Source organism: Xanthomonas citri pv. citri (assembly GCF_000961215.1).
GTDB classification, from domain to species: domain Bacteria; phylum Pseudomonadota; class Gammaproteobacteria; order Xanthomonadales; family Xanthomonadaceae; genus Xanthomonas; species Xanthomonas cissicola.
Genome location: NZ_CP008998.1, coordinates 1,188,940 through 1,209,008 on the forward strand (window position 1 = coordinate 1,188,940; position 20,069 = coordinate 1,209,008).

The window sequence follows — 20,069 nt, forward strand, 5'->3', positions numbered from 1 at the left end:
CTTGGCAGCCGCTCGTACACTGCACTGCCGGCGGACCGCCACGTGTCTGTTGACTGCCTGCACTGCGCGCCTGCAGCTGCTGGATTTTCGAACGCCTCGCACCCATGGAGGGGAGGGCAATGACGACCGAGCCCAATTGCACTCACGGCGCGCGCGCCACGCGGAGAGGTTGCCCATGATCGATATGGTGCTGGGCGTCATCATTCTGGTGTCGGCCCTGTTGGGCTTGCTGCGTGGCTTTGTCGCCATCGTGGTGGGCACGTTGTCGTGGTTGTTGGCCGGCTGGGCCACCTTCATGTTCGGCGGCGCGGCCGCGCGCTGGCTGGCCGATGGCAAACACCCGTCTGCGACCGAATCGTTCGGCGGCTACGCCATGGTGTTCGTCGGTGTGCTGATCACCGTGGCAGTGATTGGCATGGTGATCCGCGCGGGCGTGGATGCGATCAAGCTCGGCGGCACCGACCGCATGCTCGGGTTCGGCCTGGGCGTGGTGCGCGGCGCGTTTCTGGCCAGCGTGCTGGTGCTGCTGATGGGCTTCACCCCGCTGCCGCGCGAGCCGGCATGGCGCCAGTCGGTGCTGCTGCCCATGCTGCAGCCGGGCGCCGGCTGGATGCGGGCGCAACTGCCGGCCTGGCGGATGCCGTCGATGGAGATGCCATCAATGGAACTGGGCAACTTGCCCACGGAGTTGGGGAAGTTGCCTTCGGCAGGCGATAATACGGACCTGGGCAAGGCACTTGGCGGTTCCGGGCTGAGCGACACCATCACCCGTGCGCTTGCCCGTGCGCTTGGCAAACCCGGCAAGACGGCTGGCGACGGACGCGATCCGACGCAGGCGATGCCGGCCAACATCGATCCGGCGCAGGTTCGCGGCGGAGAAAGCGACCCGGCTCGGGTCGAATCCCAAGGCCAGGCACGGCCACCTTCACAGTAACGGCGCAAGCCGAAGCGGAGAACGCGCACCATGTGTGGCATCGTCGGTATTGTCGGCAACCAGAACGTCGCCGGGCAGCTGTATGACGGCCTGACCGTCCTGCAGCATCGTGGGCAGGACGCCGCAGGCATCGCCACCGCAGATGGCACGCGCCTGCGCGTGCAGAAGGCCAACGGCCTGGTGCGCGACGTCTTCGACGAAAAGAAGATGGCGGTGCTGGAAGGCCGCGTCGGCATCGCGCATTGCCGCTACCCGACCGCAGGTTCGGAAGGCATGGACGAGGCGCAGCCGTTCTACGTCAACTCGCCCTACGGCATCGCGCTGGCGCACAACGGCAACCTGATCAACACCGAGGCCTTGCGCCAACAGGTGTTCGAAGCCGACCGCCGCAATATCAATACCGATTCGGACAGCGAAGTGCTGTTGAACGTGTTCGCCTACGAGCTGGACGCGCAGCGCATGCTTACCCCCGAAGCGGCGATCCGCGCGGTGGCCGGCGTGCACCGCCGTTGCAAGGGCGGCTACGCGGTGGTCAGCGTGGTGCTGGGCCTGGGCCTGGTGGCGTTCCGCGATCCGCACGGCATCCGCCCGCTGGTGCTGGGCAAGCGCGAGCATGCCGAAGGCACCGAATACATCGTGTCCTCCGAATCGGCAGCGCTGGATATCCTCGGCTACCAGCGCGTGCGCGACGTGCGCCCGGGCGAAGCGCTGGTGATCACCGCGCGCGGCGAACTGTTCTCGGAAGTCTGCGCGGCACCGACCAACAACGCGCCGTGCATTTTCGAGTACGTGTATTTCGCGCGCCCCGATTCGATGATCGACAACATCTCGGTGCACAAGGCGCGCATGCGCATGGGCCTGAAGCTGGGCGAAAAGATCCTGCGCCTGCGCCCGGACCATGACATCGACACCATCATTCCGATCCCGGACACCTCGCGCGATGTGGCGTTGGAGATGTCCAACGTGCTCGGCGTGAAGTACCGCGAGGGCTTCGTCAAGAATCGCTACGTGGGCCGCACCTTCATCATGCCGGGGCAGGGCGAACGGCAGAAATCGGTACGTCGCAAGCTCAATCCGATCCATCTGGAATTTCGTAACCGCGTGGTGCTGCTGGTGGACGATTCCATCGTGCGCGGCACCACCAGCCGGCAGATCGTGCAGATGGCGCGCGATGCCGGTGCGCGCAAGGTGTACCTGGCCTCCGCCGCGCCGCCGGTGCGCTACCCCAACATCTACGGCATCGACATGCCGGCCGCCGAAGAGCTCATCGCGCATGGCCGCAGCGAGCCGGAAATCCAGGAGTTCCTGGGCTGCGACTGGCTGATCTACCAGGATCTGGAAGACCTGGAAGTGGCGGTGCGCGAAGGTAATCCGGACATCAAGCAGTTCGATTCTTCGTGCTTCAACGGCGAGTACATCACCGGTATCGAACCGGGGTATTTCGAACGCATCCAGCAGCTGCGCTCGGACGATGCCAAGAAGCGTCGCCGCGCCTGAGTCACCGAACCAGGGTGGCCGATTGGCCGCCCTGGTTGGCATGCGGATGGCGTCGGCAGCCAGTGGCGAACAAAACACTGCAGTCATCGACACGCTCGATGACGCGCGCCTGCGCAACGGGCAGGTACCTGCGACCGAACGCGTGCAAGCGCAATCCGTTTCTGCAGCGCGCCATTGCTCCGTACGGCCAACGGCATGAGCAGCGATCTGTTCGCAAGCGCGGATCTGTTCGACGCTGCGCGCCTGTGCCTGGACCAGGCCGACCCGCGACAGAAAGTCGCGCTGACCCAGCACTACGCAGCCGCCTTTCGCGAAGGCGTCCTGACGCTCGATCCGTCGGCGCCTGCGCCTGCGCCGATCCGCATGCCGGGGCGTCCGGCGACGCCACTGCTGGTGCATCCGCGCGACTTGCCGCGCCGTGGACTGGGCACGCCGGAAGGGCGCGCTGCGTTTATTCACGCCATTGCGCACATCGAGCTCAACGCCATCGATCTGGCCTGGGATGCGGTGTATCGCTTCCGCGGGCTTCCTGCGGCGTTCTATGCCGATTGGGTCGCGGTGGCCGACGATGAATCGCGCCACTTCATGCTGCTGCGCGCACGACTGCAGGCGCACGACCACGACTACGGCGATTTCGCCGCGCATAACGGGTTGTGGGAAATGTGCGAGAAGACTGCACACGACGGCCTGGCGCGCATGGCCCTGGTGCCGCGCGTGCTCGAAGCGCGCGGCCTGGACGTAACGCCGGGAATGATCGTCAAACTTCGTTCGCTTGGCGACGCTGCCACTGCCGAGGTACTCGAAACCATCCTGCGCGAAGAAGTGGCGCACGTGGCCGCCGGCTCGCGTTGGTACCGCTGGTATTGCGAGCAGGCCGATGTCGAGCCGCGCGCACGGTTCAAGGCTCTGTTGCGCGAATACGCCGGCGGCTATCTGCATGGGCCGTTCAATCTGCAGGCGCGCCTGCTTGCCGGTTTCGACGAGGACGAGCTAGCCGACCTGGTGGAGCAGGCTGGCTGAGCGTGGCCCGCATGCGAGCTGCGAACTTGCGTTCGTGGCCTGTGTCGTGGATCTACCTGACGCATGCGTGCGCAGATTTCAATGACGCCACCCACGCCGCGTCACGTTCCACAGATCGGGGCGCACCTCAACGCCCATGGCCGATGGGAGCGGGCATCGATGCACGCTGCGCCGTGCATGACGACGCGGCGGCGCTCGCCATCTGCACCGGCACCGACGCCGACGCGGACGCGGACGCGGCACGGTGTCCTGCAACACAGGCGAGGATCGACGCAGCCAATCGCGTGGCGGACGCAGTCACGTCCATGCGCATCGATCTGTATGACGACGCGGGATCGCCGCGTTGTCCGGGAAGGTGGCCTGTGCTGGTGTGACACGCTGCTTCCGAACGCGCTCTCCGGAGGACTGTGCGCTGGTTCCCGTTCGAGAGTTGCTGGAATCGCATCCAGGGATTGGTAAACATCACAGAAACATAATTTTCCGTTGCAACAACTTGCATTCGGTACAGTCAAACGCGCCCTAATGGCGTCCCGGGGACAGGGGGCCGGTGTTTCACATCCGTAACTTTCATGTCTTAGGAGAGAAAGACGATGAAGTCGAAGTCGATGTGCACCACGGTGGGTCTGATCGCCATGTGCCTGGCCGGCTCGGCCGCCGCTGCCGGCAAGCCGTTGTATCAAACCGGCCCTGCGCTGAGCCGCAGTGCCACCGCGACCGCTGCAGCCGAACCTTCGCTGCAACGCCTGTTGAGCGCCCCGTCCACGGCCAACGCGCAGGTGGTTCAGCTCGACGCCGCCGCGGTGACCGCCTCGGAAAAATTGCTGGAGCTGCAGCTGGATGGCCAAGCCATCACCGCCACCCAGGCCAAGGTCGATGCCCTGGAGGATGGCGACAGCGTGTGGTACGGCAATCTCGGTCCGCGTGCCGGCACCCGCGCACGCACGCTCTCGGGCGTGGACCCGCTGAACTCGGCCATCTTGGTGCGCAGCGGCGACACCGTGACCGGCACGATTCGCTACGCCGGCAAGCTCTACCGCCTGCGTCCGCTGGCCGATGGCCGCCACGTGCTGGTGCAGGTGGATGAGCGACGCATGCCGCAGGAGCATCCGGCCGACTACAGCCTGCTGCCGAAGTTCGACATGCCCGGCGATGGTCGCGTGACGGCTGCCGCCGCCTCATCAGGTAGCCCGGCCACCATTCGCGTGCTGGTGGTGGCCACCAACAAGGCCGTGACCGCTTACGGCGGCAACATGCAATCGCTGGTGCAACTGGCGGTGGCCGAAGCCAATCAGGGCTACATCAACAGCAATGTCGGCATTACCTTGCAGCTGGCGCGCTACGAGACCACCAGCTACACCGAGACCGGCAACTTCACGACCGACCTGCAGCGTTTCCGCGTGACCAACGACGGCTACATGGACAGCATCCACACCAGCCGCAACACCTACACGGCCGATGTGGGAGTCATCGTGCTGGACAACAGCAGCTACTGCGGCCTGGCGTCGGGTATCGGCTCGAACGCCGCGAGCGCATTTGCGTCGGTGTACTGGGATTGCGCCACCGGCTACTACAGCTTCGCCCATGAAATCGGGCATCTGCAAAGCGCACGCCACGACGCCACCAACGACCCGAGCACCTCGCCGTACGCGTATGGCCACGGCTACCGCTACGGCAACAGCTGGCGCACCATCATGGCCTACGACTGCACCAGCGGCTGCCCGCGCCTGAACTACTGGTCCAACCCGAACATCAGCTACAACGGCGTGCCCATGGGCAATGCCAGCACCGCCGACAACCAACGCGTGCTGGTCAACACCAAGGCCACGATCGCCGCCTTCCGTTGAGTGGTTGCTGACCGATCCAAGCCCGGCCCGGCACCGCAAGTGCCGGGCTTTTTAGCTACACCTGCGCGCATGGATCGCGCAGACTAGGCGCATCGCCGGTGACTGCCGGCCCTGTCCTGTCGAGCGGAGCCCTCATGTCCACGTCCCTGCGTCATGCGCTTGTGTTCCTGGCCGCGCTGACGGTTGCCGGATGCAAGCAGCAACCGGCCGACCCTGTCGCCACGCAACCCAAACCTGCCGTGAGCGCACCGGCGCCGCCCCCCGGCGGCGACGCGCAAGCCCGCGCGCTGCAGGCGCTCGAAGCCCGCTTGCAGGGCGACAACGCGTACCCGGATCATTGCATCAGCATCATGGCCGAGGACGGCGATGCGCCTGCGCCGGACACGTTCGATTTTGCGGTGCGCGAACGCCATGGCGACGGCTGCCCTGGCGACCCGCAGACCAGCCCGGTACGCGACCGTTTCCGCGTGCAGGCCGATGGCACGCTGCTGTGGTACGACGTGGTGAATGCCGATTTTGTCGACTACGCCGAGCGTGCGCGAAGCCTGCAGTAATGCGGCGCGACCATGATTGATTGGCACGCCTGACGATGCTGCGCGTCTCTATCGGCAAGCGCTGTTGATCCATCGCTGCATAGCCGCGCGTCTGTGGCCTCAGGCGCGCTTTCGGTCTTGCTGTGCGCCTTGCGTGCAGCACTGCGTCGCTGCGCCTTGCCATGGCAGGCACGGGATCGGCCGCGTTACAGCGCCAACTGCTCCAGCGACGCGCCATCGGCATCCACGCGCAAGACCGAGCCTTGCTCGTACCAGTCGCCCAGCACGATGCGCGTGCAGGTGTGACCACCGGCCTGCAAGGTATGGATGGCAGGGCGATGGGTGTGGCCGTGGATCAGCCGATCCAGGCCGTAACGCACGAAGGTGGCTTCCACCTCGGCCGGCGAGACGTCGGTGACGGTTTCGAAGCGCGACTGGTCGCCCTGCTTGAGTTCTGCATGCCGCGCCTGGCTTGCCGCGCGCGCCTGCTGCGCGAACGCGACGCGTGCGGCCAGCGGCTGGGCCAGGAATTGCGCCTGGAACACCGGGTCGCGCGTCTGCGCGCGGAAGGCCTGGTAGGCCGTGTCGTCGGTGCACAGCAAATCGCCGTGCATCAGCAGCGTGGTGTGCCCGTACAGATCGATCACGGTGGGGTCGGGCAGGATCCGGAAGCCCGCCCGCTGCGCGTAGGTTTCGCCCACCAGGAAGTCGCGGTTGCCGGCCATGAAGAACACCGGCACGCCGGAATCCGCCACTGCATGCAGGGCCACCGCCACGGCATCGGCGGCGGTGGATGGGGTGTCGTCGCCGATCCAGGCTTCGAACAGATCGCCCAGGATGTAGAGCGCGTCGCTACCGGGGACCTGCGTGCGCAGGAATTCCAGGAACAACTCGGTGATCGCCGGCCGGGCCGGATCCAGATGCAGGTCGGAAATGAACAGGGTCGTCATTGCGCCATTGTACGGCGGCAGCGCGGGGCGGTCAGGGGCGGGGACAGGAATTCGGGTTGCGAGATTCGGGTCAGGATTCAAAGATCATGCAGGCGTGGCGTTCGTGAACATTGCTCGGCGCCAGAGCGTTACGCGCAGCCGCTTTCATGCAAGAGCGAAAACGTAGCGCGCCCCTCTCCCTGCGGGAGAGGGGGAGGGGTGAGGGTACGCGGTGAGGGTACGCGGCGAAGCCACACGCTGAGGCGGCACGCTGTGTGTTTCTTTATCAGCAACAGTTGATCGTGCAAAAACAGTCGACGATAAGTGCATGAGGCTTGGTCGTACCCTCATCCGACCCTGCGGGCACCTTCCCCCCATGACGGAGGACAATGTCCCGCTGGGAGAAGGGTCAGGCGAAGCCGCGCTGCTGCCTGCTTGGTTCCGTCCCGGTTGCTCGTCCGTCCGTCTGTCCGCCTGCCGGTCCGTAAGCCGCGTCCCGCCATTGGCTAGCGCTTACCCCAACACCACCGGCAACCCCCACAACGACAGGCTGGCCAGCAGCACGCCGATCAGCGTGGCGGCCAGCACGTCGCTGGGATAATGCAGCCCCAGCACCACCCGCGAGAGCGCCACGCCTGCCGAAAACGGCACCAGCAAGGGGGCCAGCCAGGGGTAGTAGGCCAGCGCCACGATGCTGAAGGACACCGCGTGCAAGGTATGGCCGGAGGGGAAACTGAACTCGTCCAGCGGCGCCACCCATGCGCGAATACGCACGTCCGCCGCATACGGGCGCGGGCGGCGGGTCCAGCGTTTGAGCGCCTTGTACAACGTCAATGCAAGCACGCCGGTGGCGGCCATATGCGCCGATGCGCGCACGCCGTCCATGCCGTCGAGCACCACCAACAACCCCATCAGGGCGTACCAGAACACGCCGTCGCCCAGCCGGCTGATGGTGGCGAAGACGCGCCGTACCGGGTTGCGTCGGCACCAGAGATTGGCGCGTCGGCACCAGCGCGCTTCGTGGCCGCGCAAGACCTCAAGCCGCGTTGACGACATAACGCCCCCGTGCAGCGCTGATTCCCAGCAACAAGGCCTCGAAGTCGGAGACCACATTGTCTGGATGCAATTTCTTCATCGCCTGCGCCGCCGCCGTGCCCATGCGCCGGCGCAACGCGTCGTCTTCGGTGAGCGCGACGGCGGCCTGGATGAAGGCCTCATCGTTGTCCACCGCCGCGCCGGTATGGCCGTTGCGCAGATATTCGCGCGCCGCCCCGTAATCGAAGGCGACCGTCGCCACGCCGCTGGCCATCGCTTCCAGCGTCACATTGCCGAAGGTTTCGCTGCGGCTGGGGAACAGGAACAGGTCACCGCTGGCGAAGTGACGCGCCAAGGCATCGCCACGCTGGACGCCGCAGAAAATGAAGTCCGGATTGTCGTGCGCAAGCTTCTCGCGCGCCGGGCCATCGCCCACCCATACGAAGCGTGCCTTGGGGCGGATCTGCTGCAGTTTGCGAAAGGCGCGCACGGCCAGCGGCAGATTCTTTTCGCTGGCGATGCGCCCCACATAGATGGCGGCAAAGCCTTCGCCTTCGATGCCCCAATCGGCGCGCAATGCGAAATCGCGACGGTTCGGATCGAATTGCTGGCTGTCCACTGCGCGCGCCAGCAATTGCACGCGTTCGAAGCCATCATTGCGCAGGAACTGCTGCAGCTCGCGCGTGGGCACCAGGGTGGCGTCGGCCTGGTTGTGGAAGCGCCGCATCCAGCGCAACGCGGTGCCCTGCAGCCAGGCAGCGCCGTAATCGGGCAGGTATTCGTCGAAGCGGGTGTGGAAGCCGGTGGCGACCGGAATGCCAAGCCGGCGGGCTGCGCGCATTGCCGACCAGCCCAGGGGGCCTTCCGTGGCCACATAGATCGCGTCCGGTTGCGTACTGCGCCAATGACGGAGGAGGCGTTGCGTGGCCGGGAGGCCAAATTTCAATCCCGGGTAGCGCGGCAGCGATGCGCCACGCACCAGCAGCGCATCGGTCGGCGCGGTATCGGCGCTCTGGCGTGGCCGCACCACATCCACCTGGTGTCCACGCGCGCGCAGACCGGTTTCCAGACCGTGCACGGTCAACGCAACACCGTTGACCTCGGGGGGATAGGTTTCGGTAACGATCGCGTAGCGCATGCCCGTTCTCCCGTTTTGACTAGCTTCCGGGAGCGCGATGGCATTGATGTTGCGCCGAGAAGACGTGGCGGTGACAGCTGTGACGGGAATGGAGAATCGGGAATCGCAAAGGCAGCGTGTTGCACCGGTTCGGCGCCATCGACACCACTCAGAAACTTCTAAGAGCCCCGTGGCGGACTATTCCCGATTCCCGATTCCCGATTCCCGCCTGAGGCCGCAGGCCTCAGGTCACAAACGGTTTGAACGCAATTCCCAGCCCGGCCATGCTGTCGACTTCGCCGATCAGGTCGGCGCGCAGCAGCGGGCGCGAGTCGATCCAGCTTTGCGACAGGATCAACGACAACCGGGTGTCGTCGGCGGTGAGTTCCAGGGTCGGGATCGGGTCGGACTCATGCGCGCGGTGCAGCAACACCGCCAGTCGCAGCAGTGCGGCCTTGCGTCGGGTCGGCAGCAGCAGGCGGTCGGGCAGCGCATCGAAGGCGGTCTTGGGCACATTGCGCCGGTGCGTGCGCACCAGCGAGGCCAGCACCTGCTGTTCCTGCCGCGAAAAACCCGCGATATCCGAGTGTTCCAGGATGTAGCTGCCGTGCACGTGGTACTGGCTGTGCGCAATGATCAGCCCCAGCTCGTGCAGTCGCGCGGCACGGCGCAGTACCTGCGCGTCGTCGCCATCCAGTTGCCAGGATTCGCAGACCTGGTCGAACAGGCGGCAGGCGGTGGCTTCCACGCGCTGCGCCTGTACTTCGTCGATGCCGTAGCGTTGCATCAGCGAGGTCACCGAACTGTCGCGCGGGTCGTTTTCGCCGCCGCGGCCAAGCATGTCGTACAGGATGCCTTCGCGCATCGCCGCCTTGCTGACCATCAGTTTCTCCAGCCCCAGCGCCTGGAACGCAGCTTCCAGCACCAAGATGCCACCGGCGATGATGGGCCGCCGTTCGGCGGCCAGACCGGGCAGCTGGATGTCTTCGATGCGCTTGGCCTTGAGCAACTCCTCGCGCAGCGCCGGCAGCGCCTGCGCCGTGATCGCCCCCTTGGTCAGCTTCATTGCAGCGCACATCTCGCCGATGGCCTTGTGCGTGCCGGACGAGCCGATCGCCTCATGCCAGCCCAGCGCCTTGTACTGGCCGGCGAACTGCTGGAACTCGGCGCCGATCTCGGTCAGCGCGTCCTTCCATTTCTTCTTCGACAATTTGCCGCCCGGGAAAAACCGCCGCGTGCTGGCAATGCATCCGGCCTGCAGACTCTCGCGTTCCAGCGTCTGAAACCCGCGGCCGATGATGAACTCGGTCGAGCCGCCGCCGATGTCGATCACCAGCCGGCGTTGGTCGGGCTTGGGCGGTTGCGCATGCGCCACGCCCAGATAGATCAGGCGTGCTTCCTCGCGCCCGCTGACCACTTCGATCGCATGACCCAGCGCGGTTTCGGCCGGCATCAAAAACGCTTGCGGCGAACGCAGCTGACGCACCGTGTTGGTCGCTAGCGCGCGCACGCGTAGCGAAGGCACGTCGCGAATGCGCTGGCCAAACCGCGCCAGGCATTCCAGTGCGCGCTGACGCGCTTCGTTGGAGAGCCCACCTTTGCCATCCAGGCCATCGGCCATGCGCACGGTCTCGCGCAGGCGATCGACGACACGCAGCTGACCCATCAGGTAGCGCGCAATGACCATGTGGAAACTGTTGGAGCCTAGGTCGATGGCGGCGAGAAAATCGCCATCGCGCAGGGGCGGAATCGTGGGGGAGGGCATTGGCATGGCCGCATGGTAGCCGATGGGCTGTTGGCCACGTGAGAGGCCATGCGTGCGCCCAGCTGCAGGCGCACGCGCTCGGTATTGGAAGCGCTGGGGGCGGGCGGCCGGTCGCCGTGATGGGCATGCCGCATGCCTGCGCAAGCGGCTTGCCACCTTGGTCGCTGCAGTGAGCGCTCAGATCCGCTCGAGCAAGGTCATCTGCGCCGAATGCGCCGGCTCGCCCGGTGCGGGAGTGCGCTTGTGGTACACGCCCTCGGCATCCAGCTCCCAGGCGCTGACGTTGTCGTCCAGATAGTTCTGCAGCACTTCGCGGTAGACGCGCTTGGCCAGGTCCGGTTCCAGGATCGGGAAGCAGGTCTCCACCCGCCGCAGCAGATTGCGTTCCAGCCAGTCGGCACTGGCGCAGTACAACTCGGCAGCGCCGTCGTTGCCGAACCAGTACACGCGGCTATGTTCCAGAAAGCGGCCCACGATCGAACGCACGCGGATGTTGTCGGACACGCCTGGCACCCCGGGACGCAGCGTGCAGGCCCCGCGCACGATCAGATCGATCTGCACCCCGGCCTGCGACGCCGTGTACAACGCACGCACCACCTGCGGTTCGTTGAGGGCGTTCATCTTGGCGATGATGCGGCCCGGGCGACCCTTGCGGGCCAACCGTGTCTCCCGATCGATCCGCTTCAACACCCCCGCATGCAGCGTAAACGGCGACTGCAGCAACTGGTCCAGCTTCATGCGCGGCGCAAGCCCGGACAACTGCTGGAACAGCATGTGCACATCGTTGCCGATCTCGGCATCGGCGGTGATCAGGCTGATGTCGGTATACAGGCGCGCGGTGCCGCTGTGGTAATTGCCGGTGCCCAGGTGTACGTAGCGTTTGAGCTTGCGGCCCTCGCGCCGCACGATCAGCAGCATCTTGGCGTGGGTCTTGAAGCCGACCACGCCGTAGACCACCTGCACGCCGGCTTCCTGCAGTTTGTCGGCCAGGCCCAGGTTGGCTTCTTCGTCGAAGCGCGCACGCAATTCCACCACCACGGTGACGTCCTTGCCGTTGCGCGCGGCCAGAATCAGCGCATCGACAATCAACGAATCCTTGCCGGTGCGATACAGCGTCTGCTTGATCGCCAGCACGTTCGGGTCGACTGCGGCCTGGCGGATGACATCCAGCACCGCGGTAAACGCATCGAAGGGGTGATGCAGCAACACATCGCCTTTTTTGACGATCTCGAAGATGCCCTCGCTGTCGCGCAAGGTGCGCGGATTGAACGATGGGTACTTGAGTTCGGGGCGCTGCACCAGGTCATAGACCTGCGTGACGCGGCTCAGATTGACTGGCCCGGTGATGCGATACACCGCGTTCTCGTTCAGGCCGAAATTCTGCAACAAGGTGCGCAGGATCGGTGCCGGGCAATCGTGCGCGATCTCCAGCCGCACCGCCGGCCGGTAGCCGCGCGTGACCAATTCGTCGCGCAGGGCCAGCGCCAGGTTTTCGACTTCTTCCTCGTCCACCACCAGCTCGGAATTACGGGTGACGCGGAACTGGTACGAGCCCATCACCTGCATGCCCGGGAACAGCTCGTCGACGAATTCGGACAACACCGACGACAGGAACACGAAGCTCTGCGTGCCCTCCGGCGACAGGCTTGCCGGCAGCTGGATGATGCGGGGCAGCGAACGCGGCGCGCGCACGATGGCCAGATGCCCGGCGCGACCGAACGCGTCCTGGCCTTCGAGCACCACCACGATGTTCAAGGTCTTGTTGAGGATCTTCGGGAACGGGTGCGCCGGGTCCAGGCCCAGCGGCGACAGCACCGGCATGATCTCGTTGCGGAAATACGCACGCAGCCAACGTTTCTGGCGCGCCGTCCATGCCGAGCGGCTGAGCACCGCAACGCCTGCGTCTTCCATCGCCGGCCGCAGCACCTCGTTCCACGCGTGGTATTGCTGCTCGACCAACTTGGCGGCGCGATCGTGCACCGCGTTGAGGATGGCGGTCGGGCTCAGTCCGTCCGGTGCCGGCGGCAGCCCGAACTCCTGTGCGTGCCGCACGGTGGCCGCGCGGATCTCGAAGAACTCGTCCAGGTTGGTGCACGAGATGCACAGGAAGCGCAGCCGTTCCAGCAATGGCACCTGCTCGTCGAGCGCCTGCGCCAGCACCCGGAAATTGAAGTCCAACTGCGACAGCTCGCGGTTGATGTACAGCGCCGGATCACGCAACGGATCGGTGGCGACGTCGTCGCCGGGTGTGATGTCGTGCAGTTCTTTGGCGTGGCCCATGGAATCGATCGTCAAGACGGGTTGTGTAATTGCCTGGTGCGCGCAACGCAGGCAATGCGGCGCGTGGCAGACGCGTCCATCGCAGCGCGCTGCGGCGCGCACTGACTACATATCACGCCGAGCGTGACAGTGGCACCGATTGCTCGCGCTGCACGACGCGCGCCGGTACGAAATGACACGAGAATTCGCTGCCGCGCCCCACTTCGCTTTCGATGTCCAGGCGCGCCTGATGCAGCCCCAGGATGTGCTTGACGATCGACAGCCCCAGCCCGGTGCCGCCGCTCTCGCGCGAGCGGCTGCTGGAGACGCGGTAGAAGCGTTCGGTGATGCGCGGCAGGTGCGAGGCGGGAATGCCATAGCCGGTGTCGCGCACTGCCAGCGCCGCACCATCGCCTTCGCGCACGAAACGGATCGTCACCGTGCCGCCGCCGGGCGTGTAGCGCACCGCATTGGTCACCAGATTGGAAAACGCACTGTGCAGCTCCTTGTTGGAGCCGAGCAGGTCCACGCCGGCCTCGTCGATCACCTCCACGGTATGGCGGCCCTGGCTGTGCGCCTCGGCCTCGCGGCGCAAGGTCGACAGCATCGGCGCCATCGCCACGTGTTCTTCGCCGAGTTCTTCCTGCGATTCCAGCCGCGAGAGCGTCAACAGGTCTTCGACCAGCTGCGCCATGCGTTGGGATTGCTTGCGCATTTCCGCCAGCATCGGGCCCGAATCGGGGAAATCTTCCGGGTCGAGCATGTCCAGATAACCGTGCACCACCGTCAGCGGGGTGCGCAGTTCATGCGAGACGTTGGCCACGAAATCGCGGCGCACCTGTTCCAGCCGCAGCAGCTTGCTGACATCGCGCGCCACCAGCAGCCAGTAGTCGTCGGAGTAGGGAATCAGGCGCAGATTCAGGCGCAGATCCGGGTCTGCCGGCGAGGCGGCATCCAGCATCGGCTCTGCATTGCGCCCGGCCGCCAGCCAATGCGCCAGCGGCAACGGCTGCAGCCGCTCCACGATCGACACCCCCATGTCGCCGGGATGGTGCAGGCCGAGCAAACCGCCGGCCGCCTTGTTGAACCACTGCACGCGCTGGCTGTTGCGATCCACGACCACCACCGCATCCGGTAGCGCCTGCGCCGCCGCGCGGTAGGTGCGCAACATTTCGATCAGGCGCCGCTTGCGCGCGCGCATTTCGGCCTGGCTGCGATACAGCAGCCGGTCCAGTTCGTTCCAGGCGCCGATCCCGGCCGCCGGCTCGGCACGCTGGCGTGCGGTCAGCCGCCGCAGCACCTGGCGCAGCCGCCAGTAATGCCAGGCCAGCACGCCCAGGGCGGTGAGCGTCAGCGCCATCCACACATGCCCGATCAGCACGCCGGCGACGACGGCAGCGCCCAACAACAGCGCGAGGGTGCCGAGCGTCTTGAGCCAGGCGGAACGGATGTGTTGAGGCATGGAAGGCGTTACCACGAAGCGTCAGGTAGGCAGCCACCCGGCCGGACTGTGGCCGGGTGGCTTTGCGGCACGTCAGGTCGCCGAAGAAAAACGATAGCCGGAGCCACGTACGGTCTGCACCATGTTTTCCAGCCCGAACGGTTCCAGCGTCTTGCGCAGGCGGCGGATATGCACGTCGATGGTGCGCTCTTCCACATACACGCTGCCGCCCCAGACATGGTCCAGTAGCTGGGTACGCGTATACACGCGCTCGGGGTGTGTCATGAAAAAGTGCAGCAGCCGATATTCGGTCGGGCCGATCGGCACCGGTGCATCGCCAGCGAACACCCGGTGCGCGGCGCCGTCGATGCGCAGCTTGCCTACCGCCACGCTACCGTCTTCGTCGTCTTCGCGGGTGCGCCGCATCACCGCGCGGATGCGTGCCAGCAGCTCGCGCGCCGAGAACGGCTTGACCACATAATCGTCGACGCCGGCTTCCAGGCCGCCGACGCGGTCGTTTTCTTCGCCGCGCGCGGTGAGCATGATGATCGGAATCTCGCGGGTCAGCTGCTCCTTGCGCCAGCGCCTTGCCAGGTCCAGCCCGCTGGTGCCTGGCAACATCCAGTCCAGCAGGATCAGGTCCGGCACGCGGTCGGCGATGGCGGTTTGCGCCTCGCGGGCATCGCCGGCATGGATGGGCTCGAACTCGCCTTTGCGCAGCGCGAACGCCACCATGTCGCGGATCGCGGGTTCGTCATCGACGATCAGAATGCGTTTCTGCACGCGGGGCTTACCGTCTGGCTTTGGTTGATCGCCAGTAGACTACGGTTTTGTGACTATAATGTGACATCGTCGGCGGCGCCTGCGCGGCGGCAACGACCCGTGAAGCGGACTGCGCGGTTTCGTTACCGGCAGGCGGCCGTCCGACCCCCTACTGCCGTGAAGAGCCGGCAATGCGTCAGCGATCAGCGCGTGGACAAATCCGGGTCGCGGATGCCCTGGCGACGCAGCTCCAGCACGGTTGGGGTGATCGCGGCGATGCGCGCGTCCACGCGCGCCCGTGTCACATAGTCGAGATCTTTCTTTTTCAGTGCTTCCAGCTGGATCAGCGCCTGTTCGGCGCGACCGTTCAAGAACGCCGCTTCCGCATACGCCTCGCTGGCGCGCAATGGGTCGCCGGACAGCTCGCAAGCACGGGCGTAGCTCTGTTGCAGCAGCGGGTCGTCGCTGCTCCGGTGCAACAACGGCTCCAGCACCTGGCGCGCGCGCTGGCCGGACTCCTTGCTGGCCTGCTCGTTGAGCGCAGTGGCATAGGTCAGCGCGACCGCGCGGTTGTTCGGCAATTGCTTGAGCAGCGCATCGAAGCGGGCATTGGCCGCTTCTCGCGGACCTATGCGCGCCTGCGCCTCGCTCAGGCCCAACGCCAGCCATAAGTTGTCCGGATGTGCCTCGAGCAGGCTGGTCAGCTCGGCCACCGGCTCGCCCGGCCGCCCGCCGCTGTTGCGCAGCCGCGCCAGCGCCAGGCCATAGCGCTGCGGATCGCTCAAGCCTTGTTTGGAGCTGCGACGCAGGTTTTCGTACTCGCGAATGGCCGCATCCGGCGTGGCTGCGCTGAGCACGCGCAGGCGCTCCTTGGCCCAATCGAAGCCCTGCTGGTCGGCGCCGCGGCTGAGCGCATCCACCGGCAACCGCAGCGCGTAAGGGAGCAGCGCGTTGCCATTGCGGCTGAGCGGCTCCGACAGCGACGGGTCGGCCGGGTCTACGCGCTCCTGGCGCGTCCCGCCCGGCACCGAGGTCGTCAGCACCACGGTGTTCTTCTTCATCTGTTCGGCGCGCGACTTGGCTTCGCTGATGCGGGTGACGGTCACCGGGTGGGTCTGCAGGAAATCCGGCGCGCTGTAGCCACCCTCGTTGGCGCGCATCGCCACCGACATGCGCTCGAAGAAGCCGGCCATCGCATCCACGTCGTAGCCGCTGCGCGCCAACGTGCGGATGCCCAGCCGGTCGGCTTCGGATTCGTTGGAGCGGGTGTAGTCGATCTGGCGCTGCTGCATCAGCCCCATCGCGCTGGTGATGGTGGCCATGGTGGCGTCGCCCTTGGAGTTGCCGCCGGCCTGCTGCGCTGCCACCACCGCCGCCAGCATGCCGAGCAGGATCGGAATCTGGTCACGTTCCGCACGCTCCACTCCACGCAGCACGTGCTGCTGGGTGACGTGGGCGATTTCGTGCGACAGCACCGCCGCCACTTCGTCCTCGCGCTCAGCGGTCAACACCAGCCCGGCATTGACGGCGATGTAGCCGCCCAACGTGGCGAATGCATTGATCTGGCGGTCGCGCAGCATGAAGAAAGTAAACGGTTGCTGCGGTTGGTCGCTGTTGGCGCCCAGCCGGGTGCCCATGGTCTGCAGCCAATCGGTAATCAGCGGGTCGTCCAGCACGTAGTCGTAGTTGCGCAGCTCGGCCAGCATCATCCGGCCGTATTCGGCCTGGCGAGCGGGGGTCAGCAACTCGCCGGCCGACGAACCGATGTCGGGAAGGCGGCTTTCCTGCGCAGGTGCCACACCGATGGCAACGGCCAGCGTGAGCGCAGTGGCGAGCGGTAGCAGGCGCAAGTGGAACTCCCAGGTGGTGCGCGGAGCATGCGGGCAGCCCGGCGCAGAGGCGTGAATCGTCGGTTAACCCACAGTGTTGCGGTGACGACGTGGAAATTCCAGTCGCCCGGTACCATGTGTCAGACCTCACACCAACCACGGAGTTTCCCGTGAGCCAAGACCATACCGATCAGGACGCGGCCTCCGGCCCGCAGATCACCCTGTATTCCTCCGCCATCTGCCCGTATTGCGTGGCGGCCAAGAACTTCCTCAAGAGCAAGGGCAAGACCTGGACCGAGGTGCGGATCGACCTGGACCCGGCCGAGCGCGACAAGATGGTCGCCCTGGCCAAGCGCACCAGCGTGCCGCAGATCTTCGTCGGCGACGTCCATGTGGGTGGCTACGACGACATGATGGCCATGCATCGTGCCGGCAAGCTCGAGCCGCTGCTGGCCGGCAGCGCGGGCGGCCAGGCATGAGTGGTTCCGACGAGGGCAGCGCCGACCGCCTGCGCGAGTTCACGCAATTCCGCCAGCGCATGAACCAGCGCATCCTGGCCGAGCCGAACCAGGTGGTGCGGCGGTTCTTCGCGCTGGACACGCAGACCTACCAAGCCGGCGCGCTGGACGTGAAGACCAAGGAACTGCTCGGCCTGGTCGCCTCGATGGTGCTGCGCTGCGACGATTGCATCAGCTATCACGTGGCCCAGTGCAAGGAAGCCGGCGTGAGCCGGGAAGAGTTCTTCGAGACCTTCTCGGTCGGCCTGGTGGTCGGCGGCTCCATTGTCATCCCGCATCTGCGCCGCGCGGTGGATTTCCTGGACCAGCTCGAAGGTGGCGCGCAGGCGCCGGCCCAGCACGCACACGACTGAGCGTGTTGCTGCGGCGCGCACGTGGGGATCGGGGTTCGTCAAAGCCAGTAACGCACGCGCCGCCCACCGAGGCGGCGCGTTGCGTTCGGGCACTTGCACTCTTAGACCAAGGTCGGTTTGGGCGCCTTCACCGGCATCGGGCATAATTGCCCGTGAAACCTCCTTGCGCCGCTTTGCCGGGTATTGCGGCTGGCGCTCCCCCCTTCAAGTTCGGAAACCCAACGTTATGACGCAGACAATCACGGTCATCCGCGGCGACGGCATCGGCCCGGAGATCATGGATGCCACGCTGTTCGTGCTCGACGCGCTGCAGGCTGGCCTGACCTACGAATACGCCGACGCCGGCCTGGTTGCGCTGGAAAAGCATGGCGATCTGCTGCCCGAGTCCACTCTGGCGTCGATCACCAAGAACAAGGTGGCGCTGAAAAGTCCGCTGACCACGCCGGTCGGCGAGGGTTTCAGCTCGATCAACGTCGCCATGCGTCGCAAGTTCGACCTGTACGCCAACGTGCGTCCGGCCAAGTCGTTCCCGAACACCAAGTCGCGTTTTGCCGACGGCGTTGACCTGATCACGGTCCGCGAAAACACCGAAGGTGCGTATCTGAGCGAAGGCCAGACGGTGTCCGAGGATGGCGAGACCGCGTTCTCCGGCACCCGGATCACCCGCAAGGGCTCCGAGCGCATCGTGCGCTACGCCTTCGAGCTGGCCAAGAGCACCGGCCGCAAGAAGGTCACCGCCGTGCACAAGGCCAACATCATCAAGTCGACCTCGGGCCTGTTCCTGAAGGTGGCACGCGATGTGGCCGCGCAGTATCCGGAAATCGAATTCCAGGAAATGATCGTCGACAACACCTGCATGCAGCTGGTGATGCGTCCCGAGCAATTCGACATCATCGTGACCACCAACCTGTTCGGCGACATCATCTCCGACCTGTGCGCCGGCCTGGTCGGCGGCCTGGGCCTGGCGCCGGGCGCCAACATCGGTCTGGACGCGGCGATCTTCGAAGCCGTGCACGGCTCGGCGCCGGATATCGCAGGGCAGGGCAAGGCCAACCCGTGCGCGCTGCTGCTTGGCGCGGCGCAGATGCTCGACCACATCGGTCAGCCGCAGAATGCCGAGCGCCTGCGCGAAGCCATCGTCGCCACCCTGGAAGCCAAGGATTCGCTGACCCCCGACCTGGGCGGCACCGGCAACACCATGGGCTTTGCCAAGGCCATCGCCAGCCGCCTCTGAGCGCACTGGGTGATCGCTTAAACAAAAGGCGCCTAGGCGCCTTTTGTTTTGCTCGGAAGTCGCTGAGAAGCCGTATCTGCTTATCGATTGCAGGAAATCGCTCTGACGATTCCCAATTCCCCACTCAATTGCGCGACTGCAGCTTCGACAGCAGGCGCAGGAACTCGATGTACAGCCACACCAGCGTCACCATCAGGCCGAATGCGCCGTACCACTCCATGTGCTTGGGCGCTCCGTGCTCGACGCCGCTCTCGATGAAGTCGAAGTCCAGCACCAGGTTCAATGCCGCCACCACCACCACGAACAGGCTAAAACCAATGCCGATCAGGCCCGAGTCGTGGATGAAAGGGATGCGCACACCGAACAAGCCGAGCACGATGGTCGCCAGATATACCAGCGCGATGCCGCCAGTGGCTGCGACCACACCCAGCTTGAAGTTCTCGGTGGCCTTGATCATGCCGCTGCGGTACGCGAACAGCAGCGCGAACAGGGTGCCGAAAGTGAGCAGGACGGCCTGGAACACGATGCCGTTGAAGCGTGCTTCGTACACCGCCGAGATCGAGCCGAGGAAGAAGCCTTCGATCAGTGCGTACAGCGGCGCCGTAATCGGTGCCCAGGTCGGCTTGAGGCTGGTGGCCAGTGCGAACACCAGGCCGCCGATCGCGCCGGCGATCATGTAGATACGCGCGACGGGCAGCGGCATGCCATCGGCGCCGATCGATTGCGACCAGGCGAAGGCGGCCGTGATCACCGCCATCAGCAACAACGCGCCGGTCTTGTTGACCGTGCCGTTGAGGGTCATCGCCTGGCCGTCGCGGGTGACGACCGAGCCGGAGCCGGAGTCGAGGAATGTGGATTCCCGAAGGGCAGGGTTACCGCTACGCATGCGTGTTCTCCATGAAAATAGTGCTCACCCTACTGGCGAACGTTGTTGCGAGGATAGCTGATCGGTCAAGTTGCACAGGGTGATTGACAGCGAGGCCAAACGTTCCCAAAATA

The 20,069-nt window shown here is 65.6% G+C and carries 18 protein-coding genes; 9 read left to right on the forward strand and 9 right to left on the reverse strand.

Annotation, left to right across the window (positions count from 1 at the left end):
* Positions 1–175 precede the first annotated feature (175 nt).
* The 6 genes from AMD14_RS05750 to AMD14_RS05775 all read left to right on the forward strand — a co-directional run bounded on the left by AMD14_RS05750 (position 176) and on the right by AMD14_RS05775 (position 5,849).
* Positions 176–934, forward strand: coding sequence for a CvpA family protein (locus tag AMD14_RS05750; RefSeq protein ID WP_011050663.1), 759 nt, complete (start codon positions 176–178; stop codon positions 932–934).
* A gap of 30 nt (positions 935–964) precedes the next feature.
* On the forward strand, positions 965–2,431 hold the full coding sequence (purF, locus tag AMD14_RS05755) for an amidophosphoribosyltransferase (protein WP_045714554.1): 1,467 nt from the start codon (positions 965–967) through the stop codon (positions 2,429–2,431).
* 174 nt (positions 2,432–2,605) lie between these two features.
* Positions 2,606–3,451, forward strand: a complete 846-nt coding sequence (locus tag AMD14_RS05760; RefSeq protein ID WP_015462910.1) for a ferritin-like domain-containing protein — start codon at positions 2,606–2,608, stop codon at positions 3,449–3,451.
* Positions 3,452–3,594: 143 nt separating this feature from the next.
* Positions 3,595–3,825, forward strand: a complete 231-nt coding sequence (locus AMD14_RS05765) for a hypothetical protein (RefSeq protein ID WP_015462911.1) — start codon at positions 3,595–3,597, stop codon at positions 3,823–3,825.
* A gap of 216 nt (positions 3,826–4,041) precedes the next feature.
* On the forward strand, positions 4,042–5,295 hold the full coding sequence (locus tag AMD14_RS05770) for a zinc-dependent metalloprotease (RefSeq protein WP_011050665.1): 1,254 nt from the start codon (positions 4,042–4,044) through the stop codon (positions 5,293–5,295).
* A 134-nt stretch (positions 5,296–5,429) separates the two neighbouring features.
* Positions 5,430–5,849 (forward strand): hypothetical protein, encoded by a 420-nt coding sequence (locus tag AMD14_RS05775; protein ID WP_011050666.1) that lies wholly within the window; start codon positions 5,430–5,432, stop codon positions 5,847–5,849.
* A gap of 185 nt (positions 5,850–6,034) precedes the next feature.
* Here the strand turns inward: AMD14_RS05775 and lpxH are convergent, their stop codons facing one another.
* The 8 genes from lpxH to AMD14_RS05815 form a co-directional block, all read right to left on the reverse strand.
* Complete coding sequence (gene lpxH / locus AMD14_RS05780; protein ID WP_003483738.1) at positions 6,035–6,778, reverse strand: UDP-2,3-diacylglucosamine diphosphatase; 744 nt, start codon at positions 6,776–6,778, stop codon at positions 6,035–6,037.
* Positions 6,779–7,270: 492 nt separating this feature from the next.
* Positions 7,271–7,813 carry a phosphatase PAP2 family protein gene (locus AMD14_RS05785; protein WP_011050667.1) on the reverse strand — a complete coding sequence of 181 codons (543 nt, stop codon included), beginning with the start codon at positions 7,811–7,813 and terminating at the stop codon, positions 7,271–7,273.
* The gene (locus AMD14_RS05790) at positions 7,794–8,930 is read right to left on the reverse strand and encodes a glycosyltransferase family 4 protein (protein WP_011050668.1); all 1,137 of its coding nucleotides are present in this window, start codon (positions 8,928–8,930) and stop codon (positions 7,794–7,796) included. The genes AMD14_RS05785 and AMD14_RS05790 overlap by 20 nt, the downstream gene beginning before the upstream one ends.
* A 223-nt stretch (positions 8,931–9,153) precedes the next feature.
* Entirely contained in the window at positions 9,154–10,674 is a 1,521-nt protein-coding gene (gene ppx / locus AMD14_RS05795; RefSeq protein ID WP_005915903.1) for an exopolyphosphatase, read from the reverse strand.
* Positions 10,675–10,851: 177 nt separating this feature from the next.
* On the reverse strand, positions 10,852–12,954 hold the full coding sequence (gene ppk1 / locus AMD14_RS05800; protein WP_003483747.1) for a polyphosphate kinase 1: 2,103 nt from the start codon (positions 12,952–12,954) through the stop codon (positions 10,852–10,854).
* A 112-nt stretch (positions 12,955–13,066) separates the two neighbouring features.
* On the reverse strand, positions 13,067–14,395 hold the full coding sequence (phoR, locus tag AMD14_RS05805) for a phosphate regulon sensor histidine kinase PhoR (RefSeq protein ID WP_005915906.1): 1,329 nt from the start codon (positions 14,393–14,395) through the stop codon (positions 13,067–13,069).
* Between the two features lie 72 nt (positions 14,396–14,467).
* The gene (gene phoB / locus AMD14_RS05810) at positions 14,468–15,157 is read right to left on the reverse strand and encodes a phosphate regulon transcriptional regulator PhoB (protein ID WP_003483753.1); all 690 of its coding nucleotides are present in this window, start codon (positions 15,155–15,157) and stop codon (positions 14,468–14,470) included.
* Positions 15,158–15,339: 182 nt separating this feature from the next.
* Positions 15,340–16,986, reverse strand: a complete 1,647-nt coding sequence (locus tag AMD14_RS05815; RefSeq protein WP_011050670.1) for a M48 family metalloprotease — start codon at positions 16,984–16,986, stop codon at positions 15,340–15,342.
* Positions 16,987–17,135: 149 nt separating this feature from the next.
* On the opposite strand from AMD14_RS05815, the gene grxC reads away from it, so the two are divergent.
* From grxC to AMD14_RS05830, 3 genes are all read left to right on the forward strand, one after another.
* Positions 17,136–17,444 (forward strand): glutaredoxin 3, encoded by a 309-nt coding sequence (gene grxC / locus AMD14_RS05820; RefSeq protein ID WP_005915911.1) that lies wholly within the window; start codon positions 17,136–17,138, stop codon positions 17,442–17,444.
* Positions 17,441–17,836 (forward strand): carboxymuconolactone decarboxylase family protein, encoded by a 396-nt coding sequence (locus tag AMD14_RS05825; RefSeq protein WP_003483760.1) that lies wholly within the window; start codon positions 17,441–17,443, stop codon positions 17,834–17,836. The genes grxC and AMD14_RS05825 overlap by 4 nt, the downstream gene beginning before the upstream one ends.
* A 226-nt stretch (positions 17,837–18,062) precedes the next feature.
* Entirely contained in the window at positions 18,063–19,070 is a 1,008-nt protein-coding gene (locus AMD14_RS05830; protein WP_003483762.1) for an isocitrate dehydrogenase, read from the forward strand.
* 124 nt (positions 19,071–19,194) lie between these two features.
* Here the strand turns inward: AMD14_RS05830 and AMD14_RS05835 are convergent, their stop codons facing one another.
* Positions 19,195–19,956 (reverse strand): Bax inhibitor-1/YccA family protein, encoded by a 762-nt coding sequence (locus tag AMD14_RS05835; RefSeq protein WP_005915913.1) that lies wholly within the window; start codon positions 19,954–19,956, stop codon positions 19,195–19,197.
* Between the last annotated feature and the right edge of the window lie 113 nt (positions 19,957–20,069).

Excerpts from the sequence above, each read along its gene's own strand:
- AMD14_RS05750 (WP_011050663.1), top strand. The coding sequence starts at position 176 with ATGATCGATATGGTGCTGGGCGTCATCATTCTGGTGTCGGCCCTGTTG.
- purF (WP_045714554.1), top strand. The coding sequence starts at position 965 with ATGTGTGGCATCGTCGGTATTGTCGGCAACCAGAACGTCGCCGGGCAG.
- phoR (WP_005915906.1), bottom strand. The coding sequence starts at position 14,395 with ATGCCTCAACACATCCGTTCCGCCTGGCTCAAGACGCTCGGCACCCTC.
- lpxH (WP_003483738.1), bottom strand. The coding sequence starts at position 6,778 with ATGACGACCCTGTTCATTTCCGACCTGCATCTGGATCCGGCCCGGCCG.
- AMD14_RS05775 (WP_011050666.1), top strand. The coding sequence starts at position 5,430 with ATGTCCACGTCCCTGCGTCATGCGCTTGTGTTCCTGGCCGCGCTGACG.
- AMD14_RS05785 (WP_011050667.1), bottom strand. The coding sequence starts at position 7,813 with ATGTCGTCAACGCGGCTTGAGGTCTTGCGCGGCCACGAAGCGCGCTGG.
- AMD14_RS05825 (WP_003483760.1), top strand. The coding sequence starts at position 17,441 with ATGAGTGGTTCCGACGAGGGCAGCGCCGACCGCCTGCGCGAGTTCACG.
- AMD14_RS05790 (WP_011050668.1), bottom strand. The coding sequence starts at position 8,930 with ATGCGCTACGCGATCGTTACCGAAACCTATCCCCCCGAGGTCAACGGT.
- AMD14_RS05830 (WP_003483762.1), top strand. The coding sequence starts at position 18,063 with ATGACGCAGACAATCACGGTCATCCGCGGCGACGGCATCGGCCCGGAG.
- AMD14_RS05765 (WP_015462911.1), top strand. The coding sequence starts at position 3,595 with ATGGGAGCGGGCATCGATGCACGCTGCGCCGTGCATGACGACGCGGCG.
- ppk1 (WP_003483747.1), bottom strand. The coding sequence starts at position 12,954 with ATGGGCCACGCCAAAGAACTGCACGACATCACACCCGGCGACGACGTC.
- AMD14_RS05835 (WP_005915913.1), bottom strand. The coding sequence starts at position 19,956 with ATGCGTAGCGGTAACCCTGCCCTTCGGGAATCCACATTCCTCGACTCC.
- ppx (WP_005915903.1), bottom strand. The coding sequence starts at position 10,674 with ATGCCCTCCCCCACGATTCCGCCCCTGCGCGATGGCGATTTTCTCGCC.
- AMD14_RS05770 (WP_011050665.1), top strand. The coding sequence starts at position 4,042 with ATGAAGTCGAAGTCGATGTGCACCACGGTGGGTCTGATCGCCATGTGC.